The sequence below is a fragment of the Sphingobium sp. B1D7B genome, assembly GCF_025961965.1.
Taxonomy (GTDB): domain Bacteria; phylum Pseudomonadota; class Alphaproteobacteria; order Sphingomonadales; family Sphingomonadaceae; genus Sphingobium.
Map to the genome: position 1 here is coordinate 475001 of NZ_JAOQOR010000001.1, position 15782 is coordinate 490782.

Genomic DNA, 15782 nt, shown 5'->3' on the forward strand with positions numbered 1-15782 from the left:
ACAGACTGCCGTTACAGCAGCCAGAGGCGCTCGCAGCCTGCTCAGCTATCGCCACGATCTTACGATCGTAACAATCTCTAGTGATGAAGGGACATGAGGACGGCGGCTATGTTCTTTGGAAGGTGCGAAGCTCTTCCCTGAATGAACAGAGCGCTTTCGTACCGATCCTTAGAAAGGAGGTGATCCAGCCGCAGGTTCCCCTACGGCTACCTTGTTACGACTTCACCCCAGTCGCTAAACCCACTGTGGTCGCCTGCCTCCTTGCGGTTAGCTCAACGCCTTCGAGTGAATCCAACTCCCATGGTGTGACGGGCGGTGTGTACAAGGCCTGGGAACGTATTCACCGCGGCATGCTGATCCGCGATTACTAGCGATTCCGCCTTCACGCTCTCGAGTTGCAGAGAACGATCCGAACTGAGACGACTTTTGGAGATTAGCTCACCCTCGCGGGATAGCTGCCCACTGTAGTCGCCATTGTAGCACGTGTGTAGCCCAACGCGTAAGGGCCATGAGGACTTGACGTCATCCCCACCTTCCTCCGGCTTATCACCGGCGGTTCCTTTAGAGTACCCAACTAAATGCTGGCAACTAAAGGCGAGGGTTGCGCTCGTTGCGGGACTTAACCCAACATCTCACGACACGAGCTGACGACAGCCATGCAGCACCTGTCACCTATCCAGCCGAACTGAAGGAAAGTGTCTCCACTAACCGCGATAGGGATGTCAAACGTTGGTAAGGTTCTGCGCGTTGCTTCGAATTAAACCACATGCTCCACCGCTTGTGCAGGCCCCCGTCAATTCCTTTGAGTTTTAATCTTGCGACCGTACTCCCCAGGCGGATAACTTAATGCGTTAGCTGCGCCACCCAAGTTCTATGAACCCGGACAGCTAGTTATCATCGTTTACGGCGTGGACTACCAGGGTATCTAATCCTGTTTGCTCCCCACGCTTTCGCACCTCAGCGTCAATACTTGTCCAGCGGGCCGCCTTCGCCACTGGTGTTCTTCCGAATATCTACGAATTTCACCTCTACACTCGGAATTCCACCCGCCTCTCCAAGATTCTAGCTATCCAGTCTCAAAGGCAGTTCCGGGGTTGAGCCCCGGGCTTTCACCTCTGACTTAGATAGCCGCCTACGTGCGCTTTACGCCCAGTAATTCCGAACAACGCTAGCCCCCTCCGTATTACCGCGGCTGCTGGCACGGAGTTAGCCGGGGCTTATTCTCCCGATACTGTCATTATCATCTCGGGTAAAAGAGCTTTACAACCCTAAGGCCTTCATCGCTCACGCGGCATTGCTGGATCAGGCTTTCGCCCATTGTCCAATATTCCCTACTGCTGCCTCCCGTAGGAGTCTGGGCCGTGTCTCAGTCCCAGTGTGGCTGATCATCCTCTCAGACCAGCTAAGGATCGTAGCCTTGGTGAGCCTTTACCTCACCAACTAGCTAATCCTACGCGGGCTCATCCCTGGGCGATAAATCTTTGGACTTACGTCATCATCCGGTATTAGCAGTCATTTCTAACTGTTATTCCGAACCCAAGGGTAGATTCCCACGCGTTACGCACCCGTGCGCCACTAGATCCGAAGATCTCGTTCGACTTGCATGTATTAGGCATGCCGCCAGCGTTCGTTCTGAGCCAGGATCAAACTCTCAAGTTTGATGTCCAGTCCAAGGGCAGCGGAATAAGCCACCCAAGAACCGCTCATTTCTAGGAGCCATTCCTGCACAAATCTTACATGGTGTGTAGGACATGTTAGGAACGGCCTATTTTTACCGAGCACCCGACGCCTAAAAACCGTCGGACCCGGGGCCGCCGCCCACATGTCCCTTCATCAATACCTACAATGTCAAAGAACCACTCAACATTAGAAGCGGACACTGAAGGTTCCCCGATTTTTCTTTCGGGGGACTTAGTGTCCGGTTATGTTGGCGACCGATTGCGGCGAGAACCGTGTGGCACCACCGCGTCGGTGAAGGCGTCTCTAAGGGGGCCTCCCTGAGTCGTCAAACACTTTTTGCATTTTTGTTGCGGCCCCTGGGCTCACCATCCGGAAAGCCGCAGATATCCGCGCAAAACCATAAGCGGACCGGCGACCTATCCCCACTTACGCGTTTGCAGACAGGCCGCGTCGACAAGAGAAATGCGTGCCAACGCTCCCGCCAGTCCTACGCCTCATCATTCAGAAATGGCGGAATTGCGCCGTTGAATCGGAACGCCACCCCCCTCACCCGAATCTCACCGCCCGTCAGGGCGACAACCCCCGCATCCGCTCCGCTCCCTCAGGCGCTCTGGATATAATGGCGTAGTGCATCGGCCTCCGCCTCGATCCGGTCCATGCGGTGCTTCACCAGATCGCCGATACTGACGAACGCCACCATCTCCCCGTCTGCCATGACAGGCAGATGCCGGATCCGCCGCGTCGTCATCAGGGACAAGGCGGCGATGATCGGCGTATCCAGATCGATGGTGACGGCAGGGCTGGTCATGACACTCTCGACCGGGCGGTCGAGCAGCTGCGCGCCTTCCCGGGCCAGACCATAAAGCACGTCGCGCTCGGAGAAGATGCCGAGCACCTTTCCGTCCTCCACAACCGGCACACATCCGATGCGGCGCTCCGCCAGCAACGCGACGACATGGCCGACGCTGTCCGTCCGCGCTGCACAGATGACGTCCTTATAGGATGCGCCCAGCAATGTTCTGATGGTCATCGGCCTCTCCTCTGTCTTGCAGCCCTTCCAAATGAGGGCGCTGCACGGACCGGCCGGTCGACATCCTGGCTGCAGACCGGATGCACGGTCTCGTTGCGACAGACTATGCGCGCGTCAGGCGCGAGCGTCAAAGGAGGCGTGCTCGCGATGGTTGATCCGCACCGCCGCTCTCCCATATGGGCGGCATATGGCCGAACCTTCCACTCTTGATGATCCCCGCTACGCCCGCTTTGCTTGGGCACGCTTCCGCAAGATCCTGTGGCTGATCGCCGGCGTGTCGCTGCTGGTCGGTCTTGCGGTCGCCGGGCTGCTCTGGTGGCTGCGCGGCCCATTGCCCTGGGTCTTCCTCGGCATGGTCGTCGGCGGCGTGTTCGCTACCATCATGATGGCGGCGGCGCTCATGGGCCTGATGTTCCTCTCGAGCGGGACGGGACATGACCAGAGCGTCGAAGATCCGCTGAGCGACGATCTGCTCGAGGCAACCGAGCGCTAGGCCCACTCAGCGCCTGAAACGACAAGAGCACGATCAGCTATATGGCCGATCGTGCTCTTTTGATTTGGTCGAACCGGATCACAGCCCGGCCCGCGACGTCCGCACCCTCAAAGAGCGCGGCTCCGGATCAGATCATTCCGCCGCTTCGGTCGCACGAGGGCGACGGCCCCGGCGCGGCTTTGCGGGCGCTTCCGTGGCCTCGGTTACCTCGGCCGGCGCTTCGGCCTGATCCTCGGACTCGTCCGATTCGATGCGGGCGATGGAGGGCGGCAGACCGGGAAGGCCGATCTCGCCCTCATCCCGATCGGTTTCGTCATCATTGGCAACGCGCGGACGGCGCGGCTGACGCTCTTTGCGTTCAGCACGCTCCGGGCGCTCGGCGCGTTCCGGGCGTTCAGCACGCTCGGGCCGCTCTGCCCGTTCCGCACGCTCGCCCTGGTCCTGACGCGGGTCCTGCCGTGCCGGGCGATCCTGACCGTCCCGATCCCGCCCACGATCGCGGCGCGGGCGCTCGTCCTGATTGCGATTGTCCTGCTGACGGAAGTCCTGATGGCGCGGCGCGAACTCGTCGCCGTCCTCGCTGCCGTCGATCAGCTCGTCATTGTCGAAGCTGCTGTCCTGATCGCCATCGTCGTTGCGACGAAAGCGCCCCTGCTGCTCCTCCTGCCGTGCACGGTTGTCGGCGAGGACGCGAAAATAGTGATCGGCGAACTGCAGATAATATTCCGCGTTCACCCGATCGCCGGACATCTGGGCGTCGCGCGCCAGATTGCGATATTTTTCGAGAAGCTGGGGCGCATTGCCCCGTGCGCGGCTGTCGATCCGGTTGCCCGAATCGCCGTTACCGCGATTGCCTCCGCCCCCTTGGCGCGGGTTATTCCGACCGCGACGGCGACCGGCCTGACGATTATTGATCAAAGGTTCGTCCCTATGCTCTCGACTAAAACCCGGCGTTCCCGATCAATGGCCCCAAGCGCTATACAACACATCGTTGGCGGAACGGTTTTGACACCGCTCTCGCCCCGCGCTTCGGCCAACGGCTCCAATTCCAGAACGCCGCCAAAACTGTGGGAGCAGACCACTCACGCAAGCGCTTCGCGCGTTTGCAACAGTGATCCTGAAACTGGCAGATAGTCGTTCCCGTGCATCAAACCAAGCGAAAATCGTTGGGAGCCGTGAAAAAGCGCAGCCCTATGCCCTGGTGAGCACCAGCGCCCGCGCCCGCCCGGCCAGATCGCGGCGCACCGCGACATGGAAGCCGGCTTCCCGAAACAGTGCGCCGGCCGTCTCCTCCTGGTCGAAACCGATCTCGAAGATCGCTGCGCCTCCTGCGGCGAGGCGGTCGCCCGTCTGCGCGGCGAGCCGCCGATAATCGTCCAGCCCATCGGCTCCTGCGAACAGGGCGCTGGCTGGCTCATGATCGCGCACCTGCCGGGGCAGCATGGCGGACGTGCTGATGTAAGGCGGGTTGCAGAGAATGAGGTCGAAGCACTCCTCGATCCCGTCGGCCCAGTCCCCCGCGCGGATCTCCGCCCGCGCCTCCATCCCGCAAAGCCGGACATTCGCCCGTGCGATCTCGATCGCAGCCGCAGAGGCATCGACGCCGACACCGCTCGCCTCCCGCCAGACATCCAGCGCCGCCAGCAGCAGCGCCCCCGAGCCGGTGCCGAGATCGAGGATGCGACCCGGCGCCCGCCTCCCCTCGAACTGCGCGATCGCCGCCTCGATCAGGGTCTCGCTGTCCGGTCGCGGCACTAGCACGCCCGGCGCGACCTTCAGGGTCAGCGTCCAGAAATCCCGCGTGCCGGTGATGTAGGCGATCGGCTCATGCGCCAGCCGCCGGGCGAGCAGCGCATCGGCGCCCTCGGGGCAGGAGAGCCGGGGCAGGGCAAGGATCATCTCCTCGCGGCTCATCGCTAGCGCATGGGCGGCGAGCAGTTCAGCATCGAGCCGGGGCGTATCGCTGACCGCGCCCAGAGCGGTCGTGGCGGCCCGCAGCCAATCGCCCAGCCCGCTCACAAGCTCGTGCTCCTGCGCAGGCAGGAGCCCAGGGCAAAGCAGCCCCCCGCTCCCGGCTTCATGGTCGACACACTCCCGCCGCTCACGCCGCCATGTCGAGTTGCGCCAGCCGCGCAGCCTCATCCTCGGCGATGAGCGCGGCGATCACCTCGTCCAGCCCGGGGCCTTCCAGAATTTCCGGCAGGCGATGCAGGGTCAGGTTGATGCGGTGATCGGTCACGCGGCCCTGCGGAAAATTATAGGTGCGGATGCGCTCCGAGCGATCGCCTGAGCCGACCATCGCCTTGCGGGCGCCCGCATGTTCCGCCTGCGTCCGCTCGCGTTCGGCTTCATAAAGGCGGGTGCGCAGCACCTTCATGGCCTTGGCCTTGTTCTTGTGCTGGGACTTCTCGTCCTGCTGCGTCACGACGAGACCCGTCGGCAAATGCGTGATCCGCACGGCGCTGTCAGTCGTGTTCACATGCTGCCCGCCCGAGCCGGACGAGCGATAGACGTCGATCCGCAGGTCGGTCGCCTCGTTGATCTGCACGTCGACATCCTCGGCCTCGGGCAGCACGGCCACGGTCGCCGCCGAGGTATGGATGCGCCCGCCGCTCTCCGTCACCGGCACGCGCTGCACGCGATGGACGCCGCTCTCGAACTTCATGCGCGCGAACACCCCAGTGCCGGTCACGCTGGCGATTACTTCCTTGAAACCGCCCGCCTCGGACGCGCTGGCCGAGATGATCTCGACGCGCCAGCCCTGCGTCTCGGCATAGCGCTGATACATGCGGAACAGATCGCCCGCGAACAGCGCGGCTTCATCTCCACCCGTGCCGGCGCGAATCTCCAGCATGGCCGGACGGGCATCCGCCGCATCCTTGGGCAGTAGCGCCACGGCCAGCGCATGTTCGGCCTGCGGAAGCCGCGCGCGCAGGCTCTCCAGTTCCTCCTGCGCCATCGCCTTCATTTCGGGATCGGCGAGCATCGCCTCCAGCTCACCCTGCTCGGCGCGCAACGCCACAACCGCCCGCGCGGCCTGCACCACCGGCTCCAGCTCGGCATAGTCCTTGGAGAGCCGCACGAACTCCGCCGGATCAAGATCCGGCCGCGCCATCTGCGCCTGCACCTCCTCCTGCCGCCGGAGGATCGCAGCGATGCGATCGGGGGAGATTTGCATCAGCACAGTCTCATAAGCCCCTCCCCTTCAGGGGAGGGGGAAGGGGTGGGGCTGCCGCGCAGCGGCACCACCGAAACGCAATGGAGCAGGAACGCGCTCGCGCGCGTCACCCACCCCAACCCCTCCCTTGAAAGGGAGGGGCTAAAATAGAAAATATGGCGATCTGAGCAATCGCACATCATCGTCGATTCCAACTTGGTCGAAGTTTAAACCCGTCGAAAATCCCATGGAGTTTACCCGCCAACTCGGGATCATCACTACGCACCAGCCGCGCGCCTCCTGAGTCATGACCATCGCGCACGTCGTAAGAAATGAGGAGCACCGGCGAGAGCTTTTGCCCCCGATCGTATCTTTTGCGGGGACTACCAGAAACCAACGCCTCGGCTCTGAAGCCCTGTCGGCGGTATTCGGCTGCCAAGGCAACTGCATCTAGTTCACGCGCGGCATTTTCTGCCACGACAACTACGTCCAAAGTACCACTTTGGACGTCACCCAGCAGCATCCCCAGCCGCTCAATCCCCGCCGCCCAACCGACCGCCGGGGTCGCCGGCCCGCCCAGCGTCTCGATCAGCCCGTCATAACGTCCGCCGCCCAGCACCGTCCCCTGCGCGCCCAGCCGATCCGTGACGAACTCGAACGCGGTGTGCCGATAATAATCCAGCCCGCGCACCAGCCGGGCATTGCGGGTCCACGCCACGCCGGCCGCCTTCAGCCCGTCGGTCACCTTCTCGAAGAAGGCCTGCGCCTCCTCGGTCAGATAGGCGTCGATATCCGGCGCGTCCGCCACGATCGCCTGATCGCGCGGGTCCTTGCTGTCGAGGATGCGCATCGGGTTCTTTTCGAGCCGGGTCAGGCTGTCTTCGCTCAGGCTCGCCTTGTGCCCCTCGAAATGCGCGACCAGCGCAGCGCGCCAGGCATCGCGGCTTGCGGCATCGCCCAGCGTGTTGAGCGTCAGCGTCACGCCCTCGCTGATGCCCAGCTCCTTGAGCAACTGATCGGCGAAGATCAGCAGCTCGGCATCGGCCAGCGGCTCGGCCGCGCCGATGATCTCGGCATCGATCTGGTGGAACTGGCGATAGCGCCCCTTTTGCGGCCGCTCATAGCGGAACAGCGGCCCGTGCGTCGCAACCTTCAGCGGCGCATATTGCTGCCAGCCCTCGGTGATATAGGCCCGCGCGATGCCGGCGGTGAACTCCGGACGCAGCGTGAGCGAATCCCCGCCGCGATCCTCGAAGCTGTACATCTCCTTGGAGACGACATCGGTGGTTTCGCCCAGCGAGCGGGAGAAGACCGCCGTCTGTTCGAATACCGGTACTTCGATCCGCCGGAAGCCATAGAGTTTGCGGACTTTCTCGAACGTTTCGACCACATGCGCGAAGCGGTCCGCGCTGTCGCCGATCATATCCTGAGTGCCGCGAACGGGCCGGGGTGTCTCGATTTTCGCCATGGCCGCGCCTCTAGCGGGAATCGCGCTTTAAGGAAACCGGCTTGCAAGGGCAGCTTGTTCTCTTTATGTTCCAAAGCGGACTTGAGGAGACGATGATGAGCGACAGCTTCGAAGGCGGTTGTCAATGCGGCGCGGTGCGTTACCGGGCAACAGGAACGCCCGAGCATGTGGCGCTCTGCCATTGCGCGGACTGCCGCAAATCATCCGGCGCGCCGATGGTGCTCTGGGCCGCCTTTGCGGAAAAGGCGGTGACGGTGCTGACTGGCAATGTCAGCGATTATCATTCCTCCCCGTCCGTGACCCGGAGCTTCTGCCCCGTCTGCGGCACGGGCCTGTTCTTCACAAATCCGGAGGCGCTGCCCGGGCTGATCGACATCCAGGCCGCCACGTTCGACGATCCCGAGGCGCTGCCGCCGCAAGTGCAGATCCAGACCGCCGAGCGGCCGCACTGGATGATCACGCTGGATGCCCTGCCGAGCTTCGCGCGCTTTCCTGGCGAATAAGGTTCGCCCCATCCACTTCACCTGAAGCGCGACGAGGCGGAGGGTTTGACACGGATCAACGCCGCCCCTGCCGAAAGCGCCCATTCACTCGACTTGTTGAGAGATCAATCAAGGAGAGTCGGATGGCCCACTACCCCAATACGCCCGGCATGACAGGCGTGCTGCGCCCGTTGCGCATCGAAGGCGACATTCTGGATATGGAAGTCGAGGGAGAAATCCCCGCGCAACTCAATGGCACCTTCCATCGCGTCCACCCCGATGCGCAATTCCCGCCGATGTTCGAGAACGACCAGTTCTTCAATGGCGACGGCATGGTCAGCCTGTTCCACTTCCATGATGGCAAGGTCGATTTCCGCCAGCGCTACGCGCAGACCGACAAGTGGAAGGCCGAGCGGGCCGCCGGCAAGTCGCTGTTCGGCATGTATCGCAATCCGCTGACCGATGACGAGAGCGTTAAGGGCATGATCCGCGGCACGGCCAACACCAACGTCATGGTCCATGCCGGCAAGCTTTATGCGATGAAGGAGGACAGCCCCTGCCTCATCATGGATCCGCTCAGCCTGGAAACCGAGGGCTACACGAATTTTGACGGCAAGATCAAAAACCAGACCTTCTCCGGCCATGGCAAGATCGACCCCGTCACCGGCAATTTCTGCAACCATGGCTATGCCGCGACCGGCGTGCTGACCGATGATGTCAGCTATTTCGAGATCGACCCGCAGGGCAATGTGCTGTTCGAGACCTTCTTCAAGGTGCCCTATTATTGCATGATGCACGACTTCGGCCTGACGCAGGATTATGTGATCTTCCACATCGTGCCGATCACCGGCAATTGGGATCGGCTGAAGGCCGGCAAGCCGCATTTCGGCTTCGACAAGACGCTCCCGGTCTACCTTGGCGTGCTGAAGCGCGGCGCTGATGGCTCCGACATTCGCTGGTTCAAGCGCGACAACTGTTTCGCCAGCCATGTCATGAACGCCTATCAGGATGGCACCAAGATTCACTTCGACACCTGCGAGGCGAAAGGGAACAGCTTCCCCTTCTTCCCGGATATCCATGACGACAGCTTCGATCCGGTCGCGGCGCGTCCCTTCCTGACCCGCTGGACGGTCGACCTGGCCTCCAACGGTGAAGAATTCGCCAGCATCGAGAAGCTCACCGACTGGATCGACGAATTTCCCCGCATCGACGAGCGCTTCGTCGGCCAGCCCTATCGCCACGGCTGGGGCCTTGTCATGGACCCGGACATGCCGATGGACTTCCTGCGCGGGCGCGCCAGCGGCTTCAAGATGAACAAGATCGGCCATTGGGATCTCGTTGCCCGCACCGAGGACTGCTGGTGGGCGGGGCCGGAATCGATCATCCAGGAACCCTGCTTCGTGCCGCGCTCGGCCGATGCGCCGGAGGGCGATGGCTACATCATCGCGCTCGTGGACAATCTCATCACCAACTATTCCGACCTGGTGGTGCTCGACGCGCTCAACTTGCCCGCCGGGCCGATCGCCCGCGCCAAGCTGCCGATCCGCATCCGCTCGGGCCTGCATGGCAATTGGGCGGACGCCAGCAAGCTGCCGCGCGCAGCCTAAAGACCAAGCGTAGGATATCGACCGAGGGGGTGGACGCGTTGCCACCCCCTTGTCATGCTGGGCGCATCTATTTCCCCGGAGTGCCATGATGCGCCGTTGCCTTTTGCCTGCCCTACTCCTGCTGACCCTGCCCGCGAGCGCCCTTCTCGCCCAGGATGCCGCCGCGCCGCCGCCGCGCTCGGCCCCCGCCGCGCTGCCGATCCTGAGCACCGTGCCGCAAGCGCGGGACATCGCCTGGACCAGCGGCACGCTCAAGCTGGAGGTGGACGCGACGGATGTGGACCGGCGCATCATCACCATTCGCGAGACCATCCCCATGTCAACCGGCGGCCCGCTGACCCTGCTGCTGCCGGAATGGCTGCCGGGCCACCACGCCCCACGCGGGCAGATCGAGAAGATCGCCGGCCTTAGCTTCACGACCGCGGACGGCCGGCCGTTGCGCTGGAAGCGCGACCCGCTCAACGTCTACGCCTTTCACCTCTCCGTGCCGGACGGGGCAGGCGCCGTAATCGCCAACTTCCAGTTTCTGGCGCCCACCGCGGGCAATCAGGGCCGGATCGTGATGACCGACTCGCTGCTCAACCTGCAGTGGGACAGCGTCTCGCTTTATCCGGCCGGCTTCTACACCCGCCGCATCCCGATTCAGGCCAGCGTGACGCTACCGGAAGGCTGGACCGCGGCGACTGCGCTGGCCAGTGAGCGCGACGGCAAGACGGTCCGCTACGAGGAGACCGATTATGAAACGCTGGTCGATTCGCCGATCTTCGCAGGGCTCCACAGCCGCGAGATCGCGCTGGCGCCAGACGTGCGGCTGAGCGTCTTTGCCGATACGCCGGAAGAGCTCAAAGCCACCGAGCCGCAGATCAATCTGCACCGCCGCCTTGTCGATGAAGCCGTCGCGCTGTTCGGCGCGCGCCATTATGATCGCTATAATTTCCTGCTCTCCATCTCGGACAAGCTGGGCGGCATCGGCCTGGAGCATCACCGGCTCAGCGAAAATGGCGTCTCGCTGGGCTACTTCACGCAGTGGGAGGCTGCGCTGGGCGACCGCGACCTGCTCGCGCACGAATTCACCCATAGCTGGAACGGCAAATATCGCCGCCCGGAGATGCTCTGGACCCCCGATTTCGCGACCCCCATGCAGGACGATCTGCTCTGGGTGTATGAAGGACAGACCCAGTTCTGGGGCTATGTGCTCTCCGCCCGCTCGGGACTGCTGAGCAAGGCCGAGACGCTCGATGCGCTGGCCGCCATCGCGGCGCGGCTCGACGCGACCAGAGGCCGCACCTGGCGCCCAGTGATCGACACCACATACGATCCGATCATCGCGGCCCGCCGCCCCAAGGCCTGGACGAGCTGGCAGCGCTCGGAAGATTATTATAATGAAGGCCTGATGATCTGGCTGGAAGTGGACGCCATCATCCGCCGCGAAACCGCTGGCGCGCGCGGCATCGATGATTTCGCCAAGGCCTTCTTCGGCGTGAACGATCGCGACTGGGGCGTGCTGACCTACAATCGCCAGGATGTGATCGACACGCTGAACGGCGTCGTCGCTTATGATTGGGACGGGCTACTGCGCGAGCGGATAGAGCAGACCAATAGCGAGGTCACCAAGGCTGGGTTCGACCTAGGCGGCTACAAGCTGACCTACGGCCTTATCACCAACTCGACGATTCGGGCCGCCGAGACCGTGGGCAAATATGTCGACCAGAGCTTCGGCCCCGGGCTGATCGTCGGGGAAGATGGTGTCGTGCGCTCCGTCATCTGGGATAGCCCCGCCTTCAAGGCCGCCATCGCGGTCGGCGATTCGATCACGGCGGTTGGCGACACCGAGTTTTCCGCCGATGTCTTCCGCGAGGGGGTCCGGGCAACGGCCCAAAAACATCCGCTCGTCCTGACCCTGAGGCGGGACAAAAGATATCGCACGATCACGCTCGATTATTCCGGCGGCCTGCGCTATCCGCGCCTCGAAAAATCACAAGAGGGTTCAACCAGTCTCGACCGACTGCTGACAGCGCGGACCGGCGAGACTTCCGTCAATTAACCTGTGGGTGCGAAAAACCATGAACATCGATATGATTCCTGTCGGCAGCAATCCGCCGGAAAGCCTCAATGTCGTCATCGAGGTGCCGACCGGTGGCGAGCCGGTGAAATATGAGTTCGACAAGGCATCGGGCGCCCTGTTCGTCGATCGCATCCTGCACACGCCGATGCGCTACCCCGCAAATTACGGTTTCGTGCCGCACACGCTCTCGCCCGATGGCGATCCGCTCGATGCGCTGGTCGTGGCCCGCTCGCCCTTCATCCCCGGCTCGGTGGTGCGCGCCCGCCCCATCGCCGTTCTCAATCTCGAGGATGAGCATGGTGGTGACGAGAAGCTGCTCTGCGTTCCCGACGACGCGACCTTCCCTTATTACGCCAATGTGACCGAGAAGGAGCATCTGCCCGACATCGTGTTCAAGCAGGTCGAGCACTTCTTCACGCACTATAAGGATCTTGAGGCCGAGAAGTGGGTGCGTGTCGGCACCTGGGGCAACAGCGCGGAAGCTCGCCAGATCACGCTGGAAGCCATTGAGCGCTACCAGCAGAACAAGGCCGCGAAGAGCGCCGCCTGATCGTTTGGCCCCGTGCACGGGGCCCGCAGATACAAAAGAGGCTCCCAGCGCACCGCCGGGAGCCTCTTTTTTATGATAATCATGTCGGAATGAGTTCAGCTCGCGGTCTTCACCTTCTCATAGGGAACGAACTTGCCCAGGCTGACGAACCCGCGCGGGAAGTGCCCGGCGCGATCCACCAGCCGTACGATATCGACATCGCACAGCTGCGAGCTGCTCGTCTTGGTGACGAGAATATCGTCATCGTCGAGCGACGAGGCGCCGCTCACCGGCCGGTTGACGTAAAGCTTGCCGCCGACTTCATAGATGATCGCCGTCTTGTCGATGATCTGCGTTGAGCGCACGCTGCTCAGGCTGATGCACCGGACCGGCTCTCCGGCGGTGCGCCCTTCCAGCGCCTTGGCGAGCTTGGCGTCAGCCTTGGCCTGCGCCTCTGCTGCGCGAGTCGATTGGGCAGCGGCGGGCACCGTAGCGACCATCGCGACCCCGATAATGCCTGTGAACAGGCGAGACATGAAACGCATCCTGCGTCCTTTCCGGTTTCCCATTTCCCGCGCCCGATTGCCGCTCTACCCTCTTCTGCCTGAATGGGCCATGAGCGCCCCTTCCCGCGCGGTGAAAAAACAGCATTTCGCTTCCGTTCGTCGCCCCCTTTTCCTATAGGCTGGGGCATGACGGACAATAGCAATACGACCCCCGCTCAGAACGCAAATGATTACGGCGCCGACAGCATCAAGGTGCTCAAGGGCCTGGACGCCGTGCGCAAGCGCCCCGGCATGTACATCGGCGATACCGATGACGGCTCCGGCCTGCATCACATGGTCTTCGAGGTGAGCGACAACGCCATTGACGAGGCGCTGGCCGGACATTGCGATCTGGTGCTGATCGAGCTGAACCCGGACGGTTCCGTTTCGGTCGAGGATAATGGTCGCGGCATCCCGACGGACATTCACCGCGAGGAAGGCGTTTCGGCGGCCGAGGTCATCATGACCCAGCTCCACGCCGGCGGGAAGTTCGAGAACACCTCCGACGACAATGCCTATAAAGTGTCCGGCGGCCTGCACGGCGTCGGCGTCTCCGTCGTCAACGCGCTGTCCGAGTGGCTGGAGCTAACCGTGTGGCGCGAAGGCAAGGAGCACTGGATGCGCTTCCGTTATGGCAATGCGGAAGGCCCGCTCGTCGTGCGCGGCGATGCGCCTGTGGTCGACGGCAAGCCCAAAAAGGGCACGCGCGTCACCTTCCTCGCCTCGACCGACACGTTCAAGAACGTCACCGAGTTCGATTTCGACAAGCTGGAGCATCGCTATCGCGAGCTTGCCTTCTTGAACTCAGGCGTGCGCATCCTGCTGCGCGACAAGCGCCATGAAGAGGTGAAGGAGCACGACCTGTTCTACGAGGGCGGCATCGCGGCCTTCGTGAAATATCTTGATCGCAACAAGAACGCGCTGATGCCCGACCCCATCGCCATCTCGGCCGACCGGGACGGCATCGGCATCGATGTGGCCCTGGAGTGGAACGACAGCTATTACGAAAACGTCCTCTGCTTCACCAACAACATCCCGCAGCGGGACGGCGGCACTCATCTGGCCGCCTTCCGCGCCGCGCTGACCCGCACGCTCAACAGCTATGGCGACAAGTCCGGCCTGCTCAAGAAGGAGAAGGTCAGTCTTACCGGTGAGGACATGCGCGAGGGGCTGACCGCCATTGTCTCGGTCAAGCTGCCCGATCCCAAGTTCAGCAGCCAGACCAAGGACAAGCTGGTCTCCTCCGAGGTGCGCCAGCCGCTTGAAAGCCTGATGGCCGACAAGATGCAGGAGTGGCTCGAGGAAAATCCCGGCCACGCCAAGTCGATCATCCAGAAGGTCGTCGATGCCGCCGCCGCGCGCGAGGCTGCCAAGAAGGCCCGCGAACTGACTCGCCGCAAGGGCGTGATGGACATCGCCTCCCTGCCCGGCAAGCTCGCCGACTGTCAGGAGCGCGATCCCGCCAAGTCCGAACTGTTCCTCGTCGAGGGCGATTCGGCCGGTGGCTCCGCCAAGCAGGGCCGCGACCGGCATTTCCAGGCGATCCTGCCCCTGCGCGGCAAGATCCTCAATGTCGAGCGGGCCCGGTTCGACCGGATGCTGGCTAGCCGCGAGATCGGCACGCTCATCCAGGCGATGGGCACCGGCATTCGCGACGACTTCAATCTGGAGAAGCTGCGCTACCACAAGATCGTCATCATGACGGACGCCGACGTGGACGGCGCGCACATCCGCACGCTGCTGCTGACCTTCTTCTACCGGCAGATGCCGCAGATCATCGAGGCAGGCCATCTCTACATCGCCCAGCCGCCGCTCTACAAAGCCACGCGCGGGCGCAGCGAAGTCTACCTGAAGGACGAGGCCGCGCTCGACCAGTATCTGGTCGACAATGGCGTCGATACACTGGTGCTGGAGACGGAAACCGGCACCCGCTCGGGTCAGGACCTGCGCGACCTCATCGACCATGCCCGGCGCAGCCGCGCGCTGATGCGCTATGTGCCGCGTCGCTATGACGGTGCGATCGTCGAGGCGCTGGCGCTGGCCGGCGCGCTGGCCTTCGATCTCTCCGACGATGCCCGCGCGCAGGCCCTCGCCCGCGCGGCGGAATGGCTGGACCGGACCGACGAGGAAGGCCGCTGGACCGGCCGCCTCTCGGCCGAGGGCGGCTATCATCTCGAGCGGCTGGTGCGCGGCGTGACCGATCACCACATCATCGAGCCGGCCTTCCTCAATTCCGCCGAAGCCCGCAAACTGGACACGCTGACCAAGGAGCAGGCGAGCCTCTACGCCAGCCCAAGCCATCTGCTCGCCGCACGCGCGGCCGCCGCGCAGGCGCAGGCCGAGAACGAGGCGGAAGACAGCGACGGCGAAGAGACCGCCGCACCCACCGCTGCGCAGGCCCGCGGCGTGCGGATCACCCGCCCGTCCGAGCTACTCGACGCCGTGCTGGCCGCCGGCCGCAAGGGCCTCTCGATCCAGCGCTATAAGGGCCTTGGCGAGATGAACGCCGACCAGCTATGGGAAACCACGCTCGACCCCAATGTGCGCTCGATGCTCCGCGTCGAGATCGAGCAGGCGGACGTCGCCGACGAGATCTTCACGCGCCTGATGGGCGACATCGTCGAACCACGCCGCGAGTTCATCCAGGACAACGCCCTCAACGTCGCCAATCTCGACGTTTGAGGCGCCCTCACTAACCAGCTTGGAATGAGGCACCCTCGGTCCGC

Annotated in this window: 12 protein-coding genes and 1 rRNA gene; 6 read left to right on the forward strand and 7 right to left on the reverse strand. The window is 63.1% G+C overall.

The window, feature by feature from the left end; translation table 11 throughout:
* Positions 1–172: 172 nt before the first annotated feature.
* Together M2336_RS02175 and M2336_RS02180 are read right to left on the reverse strand one after the other, a co-directional pair.
* Positions 173–1659, reverse strand: a 16S ribosomal RNA gene (locus M2336_RS02175).
* A 622-nt stretch (positions 1660–2281) separates the two neighbouring features.
* The gene (locus M2336_RS02180; RefSeq protein ID WP_181558438.1) at positions 2282–2710 is read right to left on the reverse strand and encodes a CBS domain-containing protein; all 429 of its coding nucleotides are present in this window, start codon (positions 2708–2710) and stop codon (positions 2282–2284) included.
* 187 nt (positions 2711–2897) lie between these two features.
* Here M2336_RS02180 and M2336_RS02185 point away from each other — a divergent pair, with 187 nt between their 5' ends.
* Positions 2898–3203 (forward strand): hypothetical protein, encoded by a 306-nt coding sequence (locus M2336_RS02185; RefSeq protein ID WP_264571838.1) that lies wholly within the window; start codon positions 2898–2900, stop codon positions 3201–3203.
* Positions 3204–3335: 132 nt separating this feature from the next.
* Here M2336_RS02185 and M2336_RS02190 read toward each other — a convergent pair whose 3' ends face one another.
* The 4 genes from M2336_RS02190 to hisS all read right to left on the reverse strand — a co-directional run bounded on the left by M2336_RS02190 (position 3336) and on the right by hisS (position 7828).
* Complete coding sequence (locus tag M2336_RS02190; protein WP_264573803.1) at positions 3336–4121, reverse strand: DUF4167 domain-containing protein; 786 nt, start codon at positions 4119–4121, stop codon at positions 3336–3338.
* Between the two features lie 273 nt (positions 4122–4394).
* On the reverse strand, positions 4395–5222 hold the full coding sequence (gene prmC / locus M2336_RS02195; protein WP_264573804.1) for a peptide chain release factor N(5)-glutamine methyltransferase: 828 nt from the start codon (positions 5220–5222) through the stop codon (positions 4395–4397).
* Between the two features lie 82 nt (positions 5223–5304).
* A complete protein-coding gene (gene prfA / locus M2336_RS02200; RefSeq protein ID WP_264574935.1) occupies positions 5305–6384 on the reverse strand; it encodes a peptide chain release factor 1 in 1080 nt (359 codons plus the stop codon).
* Positions 6385–6559: 175 nt separating this feature from the next.
* The gene (gene hisS, locus M2336_RS02205; RefSeq protein WP_264573805.1) at positions 6560–7828 is read right to left on the reverse strand and encodes a histidine--tRNA ligase; all 1269 of its coding nucleotides are present in this window, start codon (positions 7826–7828) and stop codon (positions 6560–6562) included.
* A 95-nt stretch (positions 7829–7923) separates the two neighbouring features.
* Here hisS and M2336_RS02210 point away from each other — a divergent pair, with 95 nt between their 5' ends.
* The 4 genes from M2336_RS02210 to ppa all read left to right on the forward strand — a co-directional run bounded on the left by M2336_RS02210 (position 7924) and on the right by ppa (position 12532).
* Complete coding sequence (locus M2336_RS02210) at positions 7924–8331, forward strand: GFA family protein (protein ID WP_264573806.1); 408 nt, start codon at positions 7924–7926, stop codon at positions 8329–8331.
* Positions 8332–8453: 122 nt separating this feature from the next.
* Complete coding sequence (locus M2336_RS02215) at positions 8454–9917, forward strand: carotenoid oxygenase family protein (RefSeq protein ID WP_181558430.1); 1464 nt, start codon at positions 8454–8456, stop codon at positions 9915–9917.
* Between the two features lie 88 nt (positions 9918–10005).
* Positions 10006–11961, forward strand: coding sequence for a M61 family metallopeptidase (locus M2336_RS02220; RefSeq protein ID WP_264574936.1), 1956 nt, complete (start codon positions 10006–10008; stop codon positions 11959–11961).
* A 19-nt stretch (positions 11962–11980) separates the two neighbouring features.
* Entirely contained in the window at positions 11981–12532 is a 552-nt protein-coding gene (ppa, locus tag M2336_RS02225; protein ID WP_181558429.1) for an inorganic diphosphatase, read from the forward strand.
* Between the two features lie 95 nt (positions 12533–12627).
* On the opposite strand, the gene M2336_RS02230 is transcribed toward ppa, so the two are convergent.
* Positions 12628–13047, reverse strand: coding sequence for a hypothetical protein (locus M2336_RS02230; protein ID WP_181561271.1), 420 nt, complete (start codon positions 13045–13047; stop codon positions 12628–12630).
* 156 nt (positions 13048–13203) lie between these two features.
* Between M2336_RS02230 and gyrB the strand changes: the two genes are divergently transcribed.
* Positions 13204–15738: a DNA topoisomerase (ATP-hydrolyzing) subunit B gene (gene gyrB, locus M2336_RS02235; RefSeq protein WP_264573807.1), complete on the forward strand. Its 2535-nt coding sequence runs from the start codon at positions 13204–13206 to the stop codon at positions 15736–15738.
* Positions 15739–15782 lie beyond the last annotated feature (44 nt).

Coding starts and splice junctions, on each gene's coding strand:
- M2336_RS02180 (WP_181558438.1), bottom strand. CDS start 2,710: ATGACCATCAGAACATTGCTGGGCGCATCCTATAAGGACGTCATCTGT.
- M2336_RS02185 (WP_264571838.1), top strand. CDS start 2,898: ATGGCCGAACCTTCCACTCTTGATGATCCCCGCTACGCCCGCTTTGCT.
- hisS (WP_264573805.1), bottom strand. CDS start 7,828: ATGGCGAAAATCGAGACACCCCGGCCCGTTCGCGGCACTCAGGATATG.
- M2336_RS02210 (WP_264573806.1), top strand. CDS start 7,924: ATGAGCGACAGCTTCGAAGGCGGTTGTCAATGCGGCGCGGTGCGTTAC.
- M2336_RS02215 (WP_181558430.1), top strand. CDS start 8,454: ATGGCCCACTACCCCAATACGCCCGGCATGACAGGCGTGCTGCGCCCG.
- M2336_RS02220 (WP_264574936.1), top strand. CDS start 10,006: ATGCGCCGTTGCCTTTTGCCTGCCCTACTCCTGCTGACCCTGCCCGCG.
- ppa (WP_181558429.1), top strand. CDS start 11,981: ATGAACATCGATATGATTCCTGTCGGCAGCAATCCGCCGGAAAGCCTC.
- M2336_RS02230 (WP_181561271.1), bottom strand. CDS start 13,047: ATGTCTCGCCTGTTCACAGGCATTATCGGGGTCGCGATGGTCGCTACG.
- gyrB (WP_264573807.1), top strand. CDS start 13,204: ATGACGGACAATAGCAATACGACCCCCGCTCAGAACGCAAATGATTAC.